Source organism: Photobacterium sagamiensis, from assembly GCF_050337085.1.
Lineage (GTDB): Bacteria > Pseudomonadota > Gammaproteobacteria > Enterobacterales > Vibrionaceae > Photobacterium > Photobacterium sagamiensis.
In genome coordinates, this window is record NZ_JAKJSP010000011.1 from 36,658 (window position 1) to 53,354 (window position 16,697).

Genomic DNA, 16,697 nt, shown 5'->3' on the forward strand with positions numbered 1-16,697 from the left:
AACATATCACTCACGGTATTCAGAGAGCGCGATGTGATTGACTACAAATTCTGCTGAAATAGTTACCCAAGCCACCTCAGAATGCAGAGTTCAGCAAGAAATTAGTGGCTTTTAGTCAAGTAAGCCATTCACCAGCAGATACCCCTCCTCGCAAAGCCAGACTCTTGGTTATGTATTGGGTAAAACTTTGTGTATCATCTACAGCATTTTGAAGCTGAAGGACCCATAGTAATGAAAGCCATCTTTGCTATTTTCTTGTTAGGGATGAGTTGGTTAAGCTATGCCCAAACATTCACTTTTACGGCAATCCCTGATGAAAATGAAAATCGGCTACGTGAACGATTTGATAAAGTCGCCACTTATTTAAGTGAACAGACAGGGGTTGAAGTAAAATATATACCCGTCAAATCTTACGCGGCAGCGATCACTGCATTTCGCAATAACCAGGTTCAGCTTGCCTGGTTTGGTGGACTTTCCGGTGTTCGTGCTCGCCAGTTAGTACCTGGGGCCGAAGCGATTGCACAAGGCTATGAAGATCAATTTTTCAAAAGCTACTTCATCGCCCATGCTTCTACCGGACTACAACAATCCGATACCTTCCCTGCCGGGATCGCGAATAAAACCTTCACTTTCGGCTCTAAAGGTTCAACATCAGGCCGCCTGATGCCTGAATTTTACCTGCGTGAGTTTTTCGAAAAATCACCAAAGCAAATATTCAAACGTGTCGGTTTTTCTGGCGATCACAGCCGCACCATCGCGCAAGTACAATCCGGTGCCTACCTAATTGGTGCCGTTAACTATAAAGTGTGGGAAAACGAGCTAAAAGCAGGAAAGATAGATAACAGCAAAGTCTCTGTTATTTGGGAAACGCCGACTTACCCTGATTATCAATGGACGGTACGTGGCGATGTCGATGCTCAATTCGGTCAGAACTTTAAACAAAAACTGACTCAGGCATTGCTTGAGATGAAAGATCCTGCGCTATTAGCCAGCTTCCCGCGTCAAAGCTTCGTACCAGCCAGCAACAAAGATTTTGAACCTGTTGAAGATGTTGCTCGTTCAATCGGCCTTATTGATTAATGGCGTTGCTAGAGCTTAATGAAGCCGTACTGGGCTATGATAATAGCCCGGTACTGCACAATATCTCCCTGACGATTGAAGCCGGAGAAAAAGTCGCATTGATCGGACCCAGTGGTGCCGGGAAATCGACCTTACTCAACAGGCTCCACTCGCTGATTCATGATCAGACCGCGTTATGCCCGCAAAGCCACGGCCTGGTCGGGCCGCTCAGCCTGTATAACAATATTTATATGGCCCGGCTGGATCAGTTCAATGCCTTCGGCAACCTATGGAACCTCATCAAGCCTCAACGCTGGAATGAAATTGCTGCAATCGCCAGCACGCTGGGCCTGCATGATAAAATGAAAACATCGGTAGACAAGCTTTCTGGCGGGCAACGTCAACGCGTTGCGATTGGTCGTGCGCTGTACCGCAATAAACCCGTCTTTATGGGGGATGAACCCGTTTCAAGCCTCGACCCGCTACAGGCACAATTACTTCTTACGCATATCTGCGAGTCACACCACACCCTTATCGTTGCCATTCACGACAGGCAGCTGGCACTGAGCTGTTTTGACCGTATCATTGGCCTTAAACATGGCAAGATTGCATTCGACAAGCCCACCAGCCAGCTCGATATCGTCGCGCTAAATCAGCTTTACCAGTTATAATGCAAAGTTCAGGACATGCTCAGGGAAAGCTGAGTTTTATCTTTATTCTTATCGCGCTGACGTTAACCCTGACGGCCGATTTAGAGATCTCGACACTCGACCCATGGACGGAAATGGGACGAATACTCACAGGTCTGGTAACACCGGATTTCTTCGCAACCGAATACCTGTTCGACGCCCTCCTCTTTACCCTGAGTATTGCTTTACTGGGGATCACATTCGGGGCGTTCTTTGGCTTTTTTCTTGCCTTAGTTTTTGATCACCGACCGGTACGAATACTCTGTGCGTTCTTTCGTTCGATCCACGAATTGTTCTGGGCGTTGATCTTTCTGCAGCTCTTCGGGTTAACCCCTCTGACTGCCTTATGCGCCATTTCCATTCCCTACGCATGTACTTTTGCCAAAGTCTATGCGGAGATATTTGAGCAGGCAGATAACACACCGGCACTGACGGTTTCCCGCAAAGCCGATGTGTTCAGTGTCTTTGTTTATACCAAGCTTGCTCTGGTCCGGGATCAACTGTTCAGCTACACCCGTTATCGTTTTGAATGTGCTTTGCGTTCCAGCACCATACTCGGATTTATCGGCCTGCCGACCCTCGGATTCCACTTAGAAAGTGCTTTTAGCCAAGGCAATTATTCCCAGGCCGGTGCTTTACTCCTGTTGTTCTACCTGTTGATCACCTCAATCAATGTCTGGCTCAAAACAAAACTATTGCCGGTCTATATTGCTGCAGCGTGGTTCTATCTACCTGAGTTCGGACACATTAACTGGGATAACTTTGCCCGCTTCTTTGGCTCGGATATCTGGCCGGCCCCCCTGCGGCGCGCAACAGAGGTCGATCTTCAGGTCGTAACGGAAACACTTCATTGGTACTGGTCGTTATTAACCGGTGACATCTTTGAAGGGGTGATCAATACGCTGATCCTCACTCAGATGGCACTCGTCGCCACCGGGGTGATCGCCCTCATCGTGTTCCCTTTGGCGGTCAAATTCTTTGTCGGGTTTACCGGGCGAATAGTCGGTCAGGGGATACTGGTTGTATTGCGCTCAACCCCTGAGATGATCCTGGCGTTTATTTTCCTGCTGCTATTGGGGCCATCAATGCTGCCCGCAGTGTTAGCACTCGCTATCCATAATGGCGGATTAATTGCGTTCTTAATGGCCGAGTTAGCCAATACTTTAAAACTGCGTGCCGATGCGCCAATACAGCATCATGGGATTCATAAAGGGAAGGTATCCCGCGGGCAGGCGATTTCCCTCTATCTGTATGAAGTGTTACCGAGGATATACAGCAGTTTCCTTGCCTTTCTCTTCTATCGCTGGGAAGTCATCATGCGCGAAACCGCCATACTCGGCGTATTGGGTGTCACGACACTGGGCTTTTATATCGACTCCGCATTTGAAGATATGCGCTTTGATCGTGCCATGTTTTACATCGTTATCACCGCCTTGCTCTGCATCGGCATTGATACCCTGTCACGTCGTATCCGGCAAAAGCTAAACGTCAGGCCGAGTGTCGTTTGACTGGATATCAGGTTACGAAAATAAGAAATTTTAGTGTGGTTTATGGCGTTAATATCGAATATAAATCACACTCATCTAAGTATCATTTCTTTATTGAAAAATTCTATACATATACAAGAAAGCAGTTATGACAAAAGTGGGACCGTTTTTTAAGCAACTTTCACAAGAGATCTTCGAAGTAACCATTACTTTGTTTAAAGTGATGATCCCTATCATTCTCATCCTCAAGGTGATTGAAGAAATGGGCGGTATCATTTTACTTAGCGAATTACTTGGCCCGCTAATGCATGCCGTTGGGCTACCAAGTGAAATGGGATTAGTTTGGGCAACCACTTTATTGACCAACATCTACGCGGGACTATTGGTATTTATCAACCTAGACATACCTCTGACCGTTGCTCAAGTATCGATTCTTGGCAGTATGATGCTTCTCGCCCATTCACTACCAGTTGAAGTCGCCTTAGCTAGAAAAGCCGGAGTTACCCTTTGGACAACTTTACTGGTACGAATTGGCGGAAGCTTATTGTTTGCTTGGTTACTGCACCTCACCTACGAGGGTACAAATTCATTACAGCAAGCAGCGCAAGTCTTATGGCAACAGGAACAAAGCACTGACACAGATTACTTAAGCTGGGCACTAAGTCAGATAGAAAACCTGGCCATGATATTTGTTGTTATCTCAGCATTGCTGTTCACTCTTAAGGTGCTAAAGCTGCTAGGAATTGAGCGTCTAATGACTAAGATTCTTAGTCCATTACTTAGATTATTAGGGATCAGCAAAGAAGCGACAAACCTTACTATCATTGGTGTCACACTTGGGCTTTCTTATGGTGGCGGGTTATTAATCAATGAAGCAAAGAAAGGTCACATACCAGCTCGCGATATTTTCACAGCAATTATGCTACTCAACCTTCTTCATAGCTTGATTGAAGATACCTTGTTGGTACTTCTAATTGGTGCAGATTTTAATACTATTTTCTGGGGACGATTGATATTTGCCGTACTATTAGTGGCTCTCATAGCGGCAATTCTGCGCACTCTCGACACTAAAGTGTGTGAGCGTTATTTATATCGCACTGTCAAGTAAATATGGGAACAAAATGGTCAGCATAGCCATCTGCTCTCTCTGGATGATCAGACAAAGCCCTTTTAACATACGCCCATATAATCTGTTTGATATTAGCGCTTGCTACATACTGCAAGCTATGTAAATAATGCTCCGATATATACCACCAAACAGATAAATTTTATATGCTACTTAGAGCTTTAACGGCCGCTTGGTCTGGAAACTTCAATAGAGTGTGAAAAATAATGGTGAACTATCTTGACGTCGCATTACATGTCTTCATTATTTGGACATTAGCAGCCATCACTCCGGGCGCAAATGTTTTACTCACAATGAATACGGCTTTAAAATTCAATCGCTTTCTCGCCAGTTGGGCAGCATTAGGGGTTGGATGTGCTGTAATGTTATGGGGATTGTTAGGTGCCTCGGGGCTATTGATCGTACTCAATACTTTTCCCTGGCTGTTTGATGCACTTAAAATCCTCGGAGGTGGATACCTCATTTTTTTGGGCTTGAAGCGTATTATTTCGACTCGTCAAAGCAAAAATTGTGTGTTTCACACTTCCCCTGCCGAACCGCATTCAATTAAGCCAATGCAATTATTTCGTCTGGCCTTTATCACCAGTTTATTAAACCCTAAAACAGGCCTGTTTGTTCTTAGTTTATTCGCAGTTTCAATGCCAAGTACAATGACATGGGAACTCACCATAATGACTATGTTACTGATGGGCACGATTTCCTTAATCTGGCATTTGATTTTAGCGTTTGTTTTTTCGCGAAAAAAAGCACAGAAGATGTATAGAAAAGCCACCAGGGTAATTGATTATGCAACAGGCGGTCTATTTACTATATTTGGTGTAAAAATCATTACGAGTTAATTAAGTTATGGCTGATATCGTTTTAGAGTCTGAATTAACCTGCCCGCACTGTGGTAATAAAAAGTTCGAATTACCAGAGGTACTCCAAACCTTTCTCATTCGCAGACTAATAGCGATAGGACGCGCTGAGAAATTGAATATAGTAGTCGCTCATCTTTCCTTCCAGTGTGCGAGTGCCGCGGATATTGGATTGACTGAGTTTGGCTTCGTCGATCAACACCAGTTCATAGGCGAGCCCAAAGTAACTGTCGTTGCCCAGAGCCCATTCGCCGCCAACCCCGAGTTTCCAGCTCTTATCAGCAGGTAAGGAAATCAGGCGGTCTTCCTCGCTGACAATCGCCTCTTGGTAGGATATGCCGGTATACACCGTCCAGGCTGGGGTGCGGTATTCAGCTGCGATACCTATATCGTAAATATCCTCCAGATTCATATTCCCATCAATTGTGCCTATATCTGTTTTTGCGGTGAGTTCACCAAAGTCGCTCCACTGTTCATAAGCAAGGCGGGCCATTAGTCGCCATTGCTGGTCCAGCTGATGACTGCCCCCCAGTGTGTAGCTGGCCGGCGTGGTGATCTTGAGGTCAAAATTCCCAGACAGGAACTTATCGAGTAGCGGGAATCGTGCAGAATCCCAGTCCATATCCAGTTCGTGTTCAATCTTTGAGGTGTAGTGAAAGCCGATTCGGGTGTCATCGGAGAGGTCGTACATCAGGCCAAGGTTAAAACCCGGGGTGACATCGTCACCGTCACTACTCTGTTTCCGTTCAGTACCGGAGGGCCGCAGAGGAGGAACTGTTGTGGACAGATCCAGGGAAAACTGCTGGATCACCAGAGCCCCCCCAATAGCGAACTGGTCATTGACCCGGTAGCCGATACTTCCAGTCAGGTTAAGAAAGGCAAATTCCACATCATTAAGGAAATTTTTCCCTGCCCAATCACTTCCATAATCGAAACTCAGGGCACCGGCGGCATGGAAACTAGTGCCGAGCACTATGTTGTCATTGAGGCGATAAGCATAAAATACAGCGGGGACAAGTTCGGTGCTACCTCCGTCTTTTTTCCCCACTGTTGGCGAGGTGCTCTTAAACTCCGCCGTCAGATCGACGATCTGTAATCCCAGTTGCAATTGGTTGGTCTTGAGCCCGACAAGGCCTGCTGGATTGGTGACACCGGCCTCTGCAGTAGTGGTATTGGTGATCCCTCCGACTCCGGCAGTGCCAACGCTGGCAGTGGTTGCATACTCGGAGAAGAATAGACCGCCAGCCCATGTATTGGAGGTGACCAAAATGGCGAATATAAACGTAACGGCATGCAATCGCTTTAAGATGCGCTGTTCACTTGAAACTGACGCCATGGTAGTCGTTCCTTATACTGTATCAAATAAGCTGACTTTCAATCGTTCAAGGTGCAATTGGACATTGCAGGGAGCCTGAAGCTCGACTCCCTTTTTTCGTGTATTACTTAACAGCCATAGTGACAGATGGGAGAGCAAAATCGATGGCATCATCAAAGCGGCTAAGCGCTTCTTTTGGACCTTTTACCTTGCCTAACTCCGATAGTTTAGGGGCAACATCATTGGTAAACAGCGTATTAAAGGCCAGACGATTGGTTTCGATTGAAACCTGGTGATCAAGTTTGGCTTGGTTTACTTCCAGAATTCCATTGCGTAAATACAGGGTAAACTCTTCGCCAGTATCGCTAAATCTAAAGTAGTAGCCCGTATTGGTGCCTTTTACCTGATCAGGCAGAACCCTGTATCGCATGTTGTCCATTAAAGTGTTTGTTGCCATTCCAGAAACAATTTCTGGGCTGAACAAGCCAGCTTTGCCAATCTTAGCGACTAGCTTCATATCAATGAGACCATCCAACTCATCGGCGCCGGTTAAATAAAATCCTCGGTTAGATGAATTAATCGTGGCATACCCTAAGTGGCGCAAGCCAGCTGCTTTCAGGTGACGGGCTGGCATATCGTTGTTATCAATACGAACAAGTTTATCTGAAAGAGCAACTGACCATTTTATATCACCCGCTTTCAAGGCGGCTTCTGATAATTTAAATACCTTATCGCGCCCGCCCATCGCTTCAACCAGTTTTCTGTCCTCTTCGGCCTGTGGCAATGGATCCAGGTTTGCGGCGTTACCATCAAACCAGGAAATATAACCGGTATAGAAAGAACGTGTGTTGGTTTTTACATTGCCATACGTTTCAACGGTAAACGGATCTAAAGTTAAATAATCGGGTATCTTAATTTCGTTCGCCAGATCGTCTGCATTCTTCCCCTGGTTAATTAAACGTATTGCCTGATCGTGTTGAAACTGCATGAAGTCTCGATAGATCACTAAAATATTATCGACATTTTCTTTGCCATACTCCGCTTTGCCATGCCCAGGAAGCATATGTTCTGGTTTTAAGGCTCGAATCTTGTCAATAGCGGCAACCCAGGCATTGGTGTCTCTGAATTTAGTGCCTCGTGGCGAGTGTAATTGCGGCGCTGCCGGGCCCTGTAGTTCATCACCAATAAATACTGTTTTATATTTTGGAGAATAGATGATCAGGTGCCCGGCATTCTCACCGCCAGAATGAACAAAAGTAAGTTCTAATCCTAAAACATCTCGTGTTTCTGTATCAGTATCGGTGGTGTAGGTTGGCGCAACAAAATCGGTAGAGCCTGCAGTGAAGTGGCCGCAACAGCCTGTCGTAAATTGCTCCTTGTCTGCAGGCTGTAAAAGCGCCCCATACATGAATATGGCACGTTGTCCCATAATCGGGCCTGTCGCTGCGTTTTCTGAGATATAGGCATCCATAAATGTAGCATCGGCAATAACTTCTACTTCACCTTTATCTGCTTGTTGGTGTGTTATAAAAGCACCGACTCCGCCAGTATGATCAGCATGTGGATGAGTATAAATTACCGCTTTAATCGGCTTGTCGCTTAAGGTCTTAATCTTTTGTGCAACGGGCTCCATTTGCTCTTTGTTTAATCCTGTATCGATTAAAATAAGCCCTTGAGGCGCATCAATAACATGAATAGTGGCAAAGGCTTTTGGGGGGGTAATAGACCAAATGGGAGCACTCGGATGCGTTGTCATGCCTTCCTCAAAATGGTTGGCATGGTTAGCATAATATTCCGGGGCATAACGTTTTACTTTGTAGGGATTGTCACCAGCAGAGTATTCTTCTTGGTGATAAACGCGAGTTTTAAGATCCGGCAGTGTGTCGAGCGCAAAGCTAACTTGCGAACCAAACAATAAAATTGAACACGTAAAAAGTGATTTTAACATTATTACACTCCCTGTTGGCTTTGCTTTAAAAGCTTAATTGCAAGGTTTTGATGGTAGCGCGTTAAGATTGGGTTGATAGTAGCGTGCTACTAAGTAGTAGGGTTCACCTGCATTCACGGGCATCCAGTAAGTTTCATCTTTCGGTTCTTCAACACTGAAAGTGATGGTGATATTGCCGTTGGGATCTGGCTGGGTATTGTAAGCATTGAATATGTCATTTTTGCCTGGCAGTGTATTTCTTGTCAGCGCGCTGTAACGAGTGACAGACCAAAATTCCTTAACTCCCTTCGGCTCATACGGGAAAGTAAACACTTCGACGTTATCGCCGTTTAATACTTTCTGCTCGCAATTGGTAAAGAAGGGGAGATAGATGGCATGTTCTGCGGGCAGGCCGAGATGACCAATAATCGCCGTTGCACGGATTTCGGGATCATTGCTGCCAGGCTCCTTGCTATCAATTGGACCAAAAGCGCCCATATTATTGACAATCGTTTGAGCTCGCACACCGACAAAATCATGCACCTTCTGATGATCTTCATCACTATAGTCCGGAACCGATGCTAACAGGCCTGCATTTTGCGGGTAGATATCATGTGTTTCGATAGTAAACTTGATTGCGTTGTCAAATTCCAAAGGCTTGCTGATACCTGTCAGCTTAATTTGTTTCTGTATGGCCAGAGAATTAGGTCGATCTTCCCGGTTTTTGATTTGCACACGAATAAACAGATGGGGGTAGTCTCCGGGGCTCTCGATAACAGTGGCTCCGTCCGGCAAATCACCATTGTAACCTTTACGAATAAATACATATTTCCCGGTCGGGCGAACCTCATCATAAATCGTATAGTGTTCCTGATCGGTGATGTGGATAGAGAAGTATCTGTCTTCAGGTACATCGGGCACTTCAAGAACCACAGGGCCGCTGGTCACATCAATAACCGCCTTGGTATAGAGATGATCCAGTGCTGGCGACACAACCGGGTCAGTTCCTTCTGTCGGTAGTACCGTGGTGTGTATCAGCTTATTGGTTCCGCCTGCTGCAGCCGCTGTGACCTTCATATACTCGGCATGATGCACCGCTTTATAAGCATGAAGCTGGGCGTCTGTAGGGCGTTCAGCCGCAACGGCAGTGCCCCAAAAAAGAGATGTAAGCGTTAGCGCAATAATTAATTTTGTCATTTTGGCAGTTTTCCTCATGGTAGAGGGTCGCTAAGAATAAACAAAACAGTCTAGTAGACTGAATACGAAGAACATCGAATGAATTCACCATAGTAAACAAAGAACAATATGAACAATTTTATTGATCCAGACTTCGACCTTCATCATGGAAGACGGAAAACGAAAATGCGGAATTAATTAGACCAGGAGAGGCTTCGATATTGATTGTGCTACAAGCGGTTTATTTACTATACCCAAGTGACCTCAAGATGCAGGATTCAGAGTGATACCAGCCAGTTCAATTCAAGGAAAATGTGCAAAGGAATGACTGGTCCTTTCGAGCGCATTTGACACAGAAGTGGGCTGGCTGGATCACTCCCTAAGGGCGAGTTTTCCAGGCACTCATGTTGCGTTGCTGATTTTTGATGTAGAGCGCGCTATATCTGCAAATCAGCGCCTGACCTTAGCGCCTGGAAATTCTCGCTGAAACGAGCATTTTGAGGTAACTTGGGTATATATTGGTGGTAACAATGATTGTGAGGATAATAAATAATGGCTGATATCGTTTTAGAGTCTGAATTAACGTGCCCGCACTGTGGTAATAAAAAGGTTGAGACCATGCCAACCAATGCCTGTCAGTGGTTTTACGAATGTGAAAAATGCCATACGCTGTTAAAACCCAAAGCCGGAGATTGCTGCGTCTTTTGTTCTTATGGCACGGTTCCTTGCCCGCCGATACAGCAAGAGCCTTCAATCAAAGGGAAAGGCTGTTGCTGTAAATAATCCCAAAGCCATTAACTCTCAGGCCAATTCAGTCCTGACTACACTCCCCCAGAAAGCGCATAATGCCGTATTGCTGTAGCCACGCTAGCTGTTCAGGCTGTTTCACCAGAAAGCGACCGCTGTAATTAATACCGTTGGCAAACACGCCATGGATATTATTGGTTACCCGTGGCACTAACAACATCCACTTTTTAGTCAGTATCAGATTATAGGGTTTGCATTCCGGCTCATCGGTTAAGCCCTGCATGCCTGATAAACCCAGTTCTTTCAAACCGGCGAGGTAACACAAATACAGGCGTTCACTGTTCAGTGAGTCAAAGCGGTATAAACGGTGCTGAAATGGAAGAGAATGGCTGAGAATGGCATCTTCTAAAGGAATAGCTGTTTTCACCAGCTGCATGTGGCGGTGTGTCTGGCTTGCCCCGGCCATGGTGCCACCATTATAAAACCCCAGTACTTCGTCATGATCAAATCCCATTATCCAGGCAGCAAAATCCTGTAATTCCAATGGTGCCGTTTGCGAAATAAATTCACGAGAACAGATAAGCAAATGCGGGTTTAGCACCGGGTATTTGTTGAGCAGACAAACATGCCCCTTCCCGGCATCGGCAACATACATCTCTTCTTCATAGGGAAGAAAAGGATTGTCCTGTTTCTTGGCTGAAGTAAACTTCTTAGTCGCATTGTTTGTAACGACATGGCCTAAAAACTCGATACCGTTTTCAACAATGGTTGTAGCTTCCGTTGCAATTGGCAGCAGGCTTCCATTTTCCAATGCTCGCTCGACTACCTGTTCAGCTTTAGTCCAGAACATGATTTTTCCTTGTGGTGATATGCCCAACCTACTCTACCAGCACGATAATGCATGTGCCTCCCCCTGTCATCGGTTCCATCACCTAACTTAAGTTTTCATTGCTAGGATCATAGTAGAAAAGTGTGACTGTATTATTTACTTTACACTTTTAGCGCAATGTTCACCGATTTAAACACCCTGTTTTGTGGAAGCAAATAATGAAAGTTTGTATGATTCGCTGCAAGTTAAGAGCTGCTGTTTACCAACGAATTCCTGTTCGTACTCCAATGGAAAACGGTATCACTTAAAGGTAAGCCTTTATTTTTCGGTCATCTAAAGGTTTACCACTAATGGGGGTGTTCTTAGTTCGGTCAAACTGAGTGCCCCTGTTATTCCCACCTGTTCAACTACTATACAACCATGCACTATTACCGTAGCGGAAATAGCAAACAGGCGCTCACCTTTCGATAAACGCCTGCTATCAATTGTAAGACTATTTTGCCTTACTCAATTATTGTTCACTGGCAACTAGATAAGTTGCGCAGCCAATAGAAAACAACCGAACATGAAGCTCAACCCTAAGGCTAACGGGCCTCCTCCAGCCTGATAACACTCTGCGACAATTTCCTGATCAACAAGTGCCAACCTTTCAGAACTGCGTACTTTGATAGTCATTGCCATTGGAATGAAGATAGCCAGAAACACTAAGATAAAGCCGGCATAACCCAACACTGACAAGAATTGATCTGCTGCCCATATTGCACCAGCCAGCGGCAGAATAAAGGTCAGGACGTAAGTTACCGCACGATTTTGCTTAAAAGTATCGGCGTTTTGATCGAACAGCGCCATCGCCACACCCAAAAATGAGGTTAATAGCGCCAACCCGGTAAAGCCCGATAAAATCACCTGGATGCTGCTGAAGCGTTCACCTAATGCCGCGATCAACTCAGAGACATTCGAGAATTTCACTAACTGCTCAGGTGTTAGATTGCCAACAACGGCATAGAGCCACAACAAGTAACAGGCAAGCGGTATGACAGAGCCAGCAACCACCATATTACGCAGCTGTTTGTGTGTCGCATTACCGTTGTAAGTCACAAGAGATGGGATCACGACCATAAAACCAAAGCTGGTAAACAATACTGAGCTGGTTTTAATCAGATCGACTTTGTCATTATTGGCTGCTTCAAAAAGGTGGTCGAATGACATGCTCGGCATCAGTGACATCAAGGTAAGTGCAAGCACTACCACCATGATCGCAAAAAGGACACGGTTTAGCTTGTCAACGACGGCAGTACCTGCCGCCACAACTACGCCAGCAATGAGTGTAAAGATGATCTGGCTTTGTACCATGCTCAGTTCAAGGCCTAACCCTGTGGTCATTTTCTTAACCAAATCACCCGCACCGATAATGTAGGCCATTAGCAAGCAGACCAGCAGCGCATAAAGCAGTCCATTGGTCACAACCTGACCGCCTTTGCCCAATGTTTTTCTGGCGATGGTATTCATACCCAGCCCGCCACCTGACTTGATACTGACTTCAAGTAACAACAAGGCCGCATAAGTCGTGCCGAGCCAGATCACCAGCATCAGCAAGGTACCCCATAACAAGCCAAATTGCGCCAGTACCATAGGGATCGCTAACATACCGGCACCCAGTGCCGTGCCTGCGACAATTAGCGCACTGCCCATTAATTTCATATTCACAACGTTTACCTCTAAATTCTTTTGTTTATCTGTCTGGTGAGATCGTCGTTATCTGTGTACACAACATGCTTAAATACTGAGATCAATCAGCTTGATGCGGTGAAACAGACAGACAATTACCCGAGACGGCGAAGACAGCGACGATTAATAGCTAAACGTGCTAAAACTTGAAAAAGCAAAGAAGCCATAAAACTGGCTAGAGGTAGTAAAAGCAGAATTGAGGTGAGCGTGTGATCTATTCTGTGTTGAAATCTGCAGCGACGTTGGGGTCAGCAACGGCACTAGAGTGCTATGGTTCATTTATCGTACTCCAAAAACGATGTTGTCCATGTTTCTTCAGATGACAATCCGTCTGTCATCTTTACTGTTCCGGTCTGAACAGTGTATTCGGTCAATAAGCAAAGTAATAAGTTACGTGTTAAAGCGCAAGCTTTATTTTTGAATCCTTTAACTGTGATTTGGTGGAATAATACACTATCAGGAATTTAGAACAGCAGACATCTACCTATACAAATACAAACGAATAATAAATACCATTTAGAGATAATCCTGCCCGTATTTGTTGTAATTCTCCTTCATATCACGACCACACCAAGCAATCGATCAACATAAGTCCATGATATACAACAAGATACCACTTTAGGGGTATTTGATGTCGTGGTTGATTTACATCATATTTATTCACAAACTGACTCATTACTATTGCTTCAGATTTAACGCCTTTGGTTAAGAGGATATTATGAGCAAAGTCAGATTGGCGATTATCGGTAACGGTATGGTCGGCCATCGCTATATCGAAGAATTAATCGATAAAGCAGACATGGAAAACTACGAAGTCACTGTTTTCTGTGAAGAACCACGCGTTGCATACGACAGGGTTCACCTGTCTTCGTACTTCTCCCACCATACTGCTGAAGAGCTTTCTCTAGTTAAAGAAGGCTTCTACGAAAAACACGGTATCAACGTCCTTGTTGGTGAACGTGCTATCACAATCAACCGCGCTCAAAAAGTTATCCATTCCAATTCCGGCCGTGAAATTCAATACGACAAACTGATCATGGCGACAGGCTCTTACCCTTGGGTTCCGCCAATCAAGGGCAACGAAGGCAAAGACTGTTTCGTCTATCGCACTATTGAAGATTTAAAAACCATCGAAGCAACCGCAAAGCGCAGTAAAAGCGGCGTGGTCGTTGGCGGTGGTTTATTGGGTTTAGAAGCCGCTGGCGCACTGAAAGCGTTAGGTGTTGAAACCCATGTTATCGAGTTTGCTCCTGTGTTGATGGCTGAACAGCTTGACCCACAAGGTGGCGAACAACTTCAGAAGAAAATCGAAAAACTGGGCGTAAAAGTTCACACTGGTAAAAATACCAAAGAGATCATTGCTGAAGGTACGGATGCGCGTAACACCATGCATTTCGCTGATGGTACATCGCTCGAAGTCGACTTCATCGTCTTCTCTACCGGTATTCGCCCACAAGACAAACTAGCGATGCAATGTGGCCTTGCGACGGGTCGTCGTGGCGGTATTGCGATTGATGATCACTGCACCACATCCGATTCTGATGTTTACGCTATCGGCGAGTGTGCATCGTGGAATGAAATGTTCTACGGCCTGGTTGCACCCGGCTACAAAATGGCCCAAGTTGCCGTCAGCCACCTGATCGGTGCAGATAACACATTCGAAGGTGCCGACATGAGCGCGAAGCTGAAATTGCTTGGCGTAAAAGTGGGCAGTATTGGTGATGCCRACGGTCGTACGCCAAATTGTAAAAGCTACGTTTACCTTGATGAAAACGAAGAAGTGTATAAGCGCATCATCGTTTCTGAAGACGGTAAAAAGCTACTCGGCGCGGTCTTGGTCGGTGATACCTCTGATTACGGCAACCTGCTTCAGCTCAAACTCAATGATATTGAACTGCCTAAGCACCCTGATACCTTGATTCTTCCGGCTCACGCTGGCGCAGAAAAACCGGCAATGGGTGCCGATTCCCTGCCTGATTCTGCGGTTATCTGTTCGTGCTTCGATGTCACCAAAGGCAAGATTGCAACCGCGGTTGCCGACGGCCATACCACATTAGGCGAAATCAAAGCGGTAACGGGCGCTGGTACGGGCTGTGGCGGTTGTCTGCCGCTCATTACCCAAGTATTAAATGCTGAATTAGCGAAATCCGGTATCGAAGTAAAAAATCATTTATGTGAGCACTTCGAATACTCTCGCCAGGAGCTATTCCACCTGATCCGTGTTGAAGAAATTAAGTCTTTCGACGAACTTCTTAAAAAATACGGTAAAGGCTACGGCTGTGAAGTGTGTAAACCAACCGTCGGTTCTATTCTTGCGTCTAGCTGGAACGACTACGTTCTGAACAGCAGCAATACCCAGCTGCAAGATACCAATGACATCTTCTTGGGCAACATGCAGAAAGATGGAACCTATTCCGTCATTCCTCGCATGGCCGGCGGTGAAGTCACACCAGCAGCATTGCTTGCCGTGGCGCAAGTGGCTAACGACTATAACCTTTACACCAAAATTACCGGTGCACAGCGCATTGGTCTGTTCGGTGCACAGAAAGATGACCTGCCTGCGATTTGGGAAAAACTGATTGCCGCTGGTTTTGAAACAGGTCAAGCCTACGCCAAAGCCCTGCGCATGGCGAAAACCTGCGTGGGTAGCACCTGGTGTCGCTACGGTGTGCAAGACAGTGTTGGTCTGGGTGTTGAACTTGAAAACCGCTACAAAGGCATTCGCACCCCGCACAAAATGAAGTTTGGTGTTTCTGGCTGTACCCGCGAGTGTGCGGAAGCACAAGGTAAAGACTTGGGCATTATCGCCACCGATGCTGGCTGGAACATGTATGTGTGTGGTAACGGCGGTATGAAACCTCGCCATGCTGATTTGCTGGCGGCTGATCTTGATAAAGCCACCCTGCTTAAATACATCGACCGCTACATGATGCTCTACATCCGCACTGCCGATAAGTTACAGCGTACTTCGGTATGGCTTGAGAACTTAGAAGGCGGCATTGAGTACCTTCGCGAAGTAATCATCAATGACAAACTGGGTATCAATGCTCAACTTGAAGCCGATGTGGAGAAACTGATTGCGAGTTTCCAATGTGAGTGGACAACAACACTCGGCGACGATAAGCAATTGAAGCGTTTCAACCACTTTATTAACTCCTCAGAGCGTGACAGCAATGTCGTTTTCGTTCCTGAACGAGAACAACACCGCCCTGCAACGGCTGAGGAAAAAGCGCCGATTTACAATATTTCATTGGAGGAAACCGTATGAGCCAGTGGATTTCAGTCTGTGCTATTGAAGACTTGATGCCAGGCACCGGCGTTTGTGCACTAGTGAATGGACAACAAGTCGCAATTTTCCGTCCAGACACATCAGAAGCTTTGTTTGCCATCGACAACATGGATCCATTCGCCCGTTCCAATGTGCTGTCTCGTGGCTTGATCTGCGAACATGAAGGTGAACTTTGGGTTGCCAGTCCGCTGAAAAAGCAACGCTTTGCACTTAAAGATGGCCGCTGCCTTGAAAATGCAGAAGCCTCAATCAGAAGCTATCAGATCAAAATAGAAAATGGTGACGTCCAAGTTGCCGCATAATTAAAAAGTTTCAATAACATTCAGGGAACCCTCCGTCTCCAGTCAGTCGGTTCCCTGCTTTTTGAAATAGGAAGAAGAGTGGCGAGTGACGAGTATCTAGAACCTAGAGTCTCGAACCTCGAGCCTCACACTATTACCTATTCCAAAAAGATTTCAATTTTTAACT

At 45.8% G+C, this 16,697-nt stretch carries 13 protein-coding genes; 8 read left to right on the forward strand and 5 right to left on the reverse strand.

The annotated features are described in order from the left end of the window. Nucleotides 1-231: 231 nt before the first annotated feature. From L4D76_RS01175 to L4D76_RS01195, 5 genes are all read left to right on the forward strand, one after another. Nucleotides 232-1,080, forward strand: a complete 849-nt coding sequence (locus tag L4D76_RS01175) for a putative selenate ABC transporter substrate-binding protein (protein ID WP_428439101.1) — start codon at nt 232-234, stop codon at nt 1,078-1,080. Further along, nucleotides 1,080-1,730: an ATP-binding cassette domain-containing protein gene (locus L4D76_RS01180; RefSeq protein WP_428439102.1), complete on the forward strand. Its 651-nt coding sequence runs from the start codon at nt 1,080-1,082 to the stop codon at nt 1,728-1,730. Before L4D76_RS01175 ends, L4D76_RS01180 begins: the two co-directional genes overlap by 1 nt. Beyond that, nucleotides 1,730-3,256: a PhnE/PtxC family ABC transporter permease gene (locus L4D76_RS01185; RefSeq protein WP_428439103.1), complete on the forward strand. Its 1,527-nt coding sequence runs from the start codon at nt 1,730-1,732 to the stop codon at nt 3,254-3,256. The genes L4D76_RS01180 and L4D76_RS01185 overlap by 1 nt, the downstream gene beginning before the upstream one ends. A 127-nt stretch (nt 3,257-3,383) precedes the next feature. After that, entirely contained in the window at nt 3,384-4,343 is a 960-nt protein-coding gene (locus L4D76_RS01190) for a hypothetical protein (protein ID WP_428439104.1), read from the forward strand. 224 nt (nt 4,344-4,567) lie between these two features. Continuing rightward, entirely contained in the window at nt 4,568-5,200 is a 633-nt protein-coding gene (locus L4D76_RS01195) for a LysE family translocator (protein ID WP_428439105.1), read from the forward strand. Between the two features lie 106 nt (nt 5,201-5,306). On the opposite strand, the gene L4D76_RS01200 is transcribed toward L4D76_RS01195, so the two are convergent. From L4D76_RS01200 to L4D76_RS01210, 3 genes are all read right to left on the reverse strand, one after another. Next, on the reverse strand, nt 5,307-6,554 hold the full coding sequence (locus L4D76_RS01200; RefSeq protein WP_428439106.1) for an OmpP1/FadL family transporter: 1,248 nt from the start codon (nt 6,552-6,554) through the stop codon (nt 5,307-5,309). A 103-nt stretch (nt 6,555-6,657) separates the two neighbouring features. Continuing rightward, the gene (locus L4D76_RS01205; RefSeq protein WP_428439107.1) at nt 6,658-8,481 is read right to left on the reverse strand and encodes an alkyl sulfatase dimerization domain-containing protein; all 1,824 of its coding nucleotides are present in this window, start codon (nt 8,479-8,481) and stop codon (nt 6,658-6,660) included. Between the two features lie 33 nt (nt 8,482-8,514). Continuing rightward, nucleotides 8,515-9,657, reverse strand: a complete 1,143-nt coding sequence (locus tag L4D76_RS01210; RefSeq protein ID WP_428439108.1) for a DUF1254 domain-containing protein — start codon at nt 9,655-9,657, stop codon at nt 8,515-8,517. Between the two features lie 531 nt (nt 9,658-10,188). On the opposite strand from L4D76_RS01210, the gene L4D76_RS01215 reads away from it, so the two are divergent. Continuing rightward, on the forward strand, nt 10,189-10,419 hold the full coding sequence (locus tag L4D76_RS01215) for a GDCCVxC domain-containing (seleno)protein (protein WP_428439109.1): 231 nt from the start codon (nt 10,189-10,191) through the stop codon (nt 10,417-10,419). Between the two features lie 28 nt (nt 10,420-10,447). On the opposite strand, the gene L4D76_RS01220 is transcribed toward L4D76_RS01215, so the two are convergent. Beyond that, the gene (locus L4D76_RS01220) at nt 10,448-11,233 is read right to left on the reverse strand and encodes a DUF4922 domain-containing protein (RefSeq protein ID WP_428439110.1); all 786 of its coding nucleotides are present in this window, start codon (nt 11,231-11,233) and stop codon (nt 10,448-10,450) included. A gap of 507 nt (nt 11,234-11,740) precedes the next feature. After that, entirely contained in the window at nt 11,741-12,919 is a 1,179-nt protein-coding gene (locus L4D76_RS01225; RefSeq protein WP_428439111.1) for an amino acid permease, read from the reverse strand. A gap of 739 nt (nt 12,920-13,658) precedes the next feature. On the opposite strand from L4D76_RS01225, the gene nirB reads away from it, so the two are divergent. Then, complete coding sequence (gene nirB, locus L4D76_RS01230) at nt 13,659-16,208, forward strand: nitrite reductase large subunit NirB (RefSeq protein ID WP_428439112.1); 2,550 nt, start codon at nt 13,659-13,661, stop codon at nt 16,206-16,208. Further along, a complete protein-coding gene (gene nirD / locus L4D76_RS01235) occupies nt 16,205-16,531 on the forward strand; it encodes a nitrite reductase small subunit NirD (protein WP_428439113.1) in 327 nt (108 codons plus the stop codon). The genes nirB and nirD overlap by 4 nt, the downstream gene beginning before the upstream one ends. Nucleotides 16,532-16,697 lie beyond the last annotated feature (166 nt).

Coding starts and splice junctions, on each gene's coding strand:
- L4D76_RS01175 (WP_428439101.1), top strand. CDS start 232: ATGAAAGCCATCTTTGCTATTTTCTTGTTAGGGATGAGTTGGTTAAGC.
- L4D76_RS01180 (WP_428439102.1), top strand. CDS start 1,080: ATGGCGTTGCTAGAGCTTAATGAAGCCGTACTGGGCTATGATAATAGC.
- L4D76_RS01185 (WP_428439103.1), top strand. CDS start 1,730: ATGCAAAGTTCAGGACATGCTCAGGGAAAGCTGAGTTTTATCTTTATT.
- L4D76_RS01190 (WP_428439104.1), top strand. CDS start 3,384: ATGACAAAAGTGGGACCGTTTTTTAAGCAACTTTCACAAGAGATCTTC.
- L4D76_RS01195 (WP_428439105.1), top strand. CDS start 4,568: ATGGTGAACTATCTTGACGTCGCATTACATGTCTTCATTATTTGGACA.
- L4D76_RS01200 (WP_428439106.1), bottom strand. CDS start 6,554: ATGGCGTCAGTTTCAAGTGAACAGCGCATCTTAAAGCGATTGCATGCC.
- L4D76_RS01205 (WP_428439107.1), bottom strand. CDS start 8,481: ATGTTAAAATCACTTTTTACGTGTTCAATTTTATTGTTTGGTTCGCAA.
- L4D76_RS01210 (WP_428439108.1), bottom strand. CDS start 9,657: ATGACAAAATTAATTATTGCGCTAACGCTTACATCTCTTTTTTGGGGC.
- L4D76_RS01215 (WP_428439109.1), top strand. CDS start 10,189: ATGGCTGATATCGTTTTAGAGTCTGAATTAACGTGCCCGCACTGTGGT.
- L4D76_RS01220 (WP_428439110.1), bottom strand. CDS start 11,233: ATGTTCTGGACTAAAGCTGAACAGGTAGTCGAGCGAGCATTGGAAAAT.
- nirD (WP_428439113.1), top strand. CDS start 16,205: ATGAGCCAGTGGATTTCAGTCTGTGCTATTGAAGACTTGATGCCAGGC.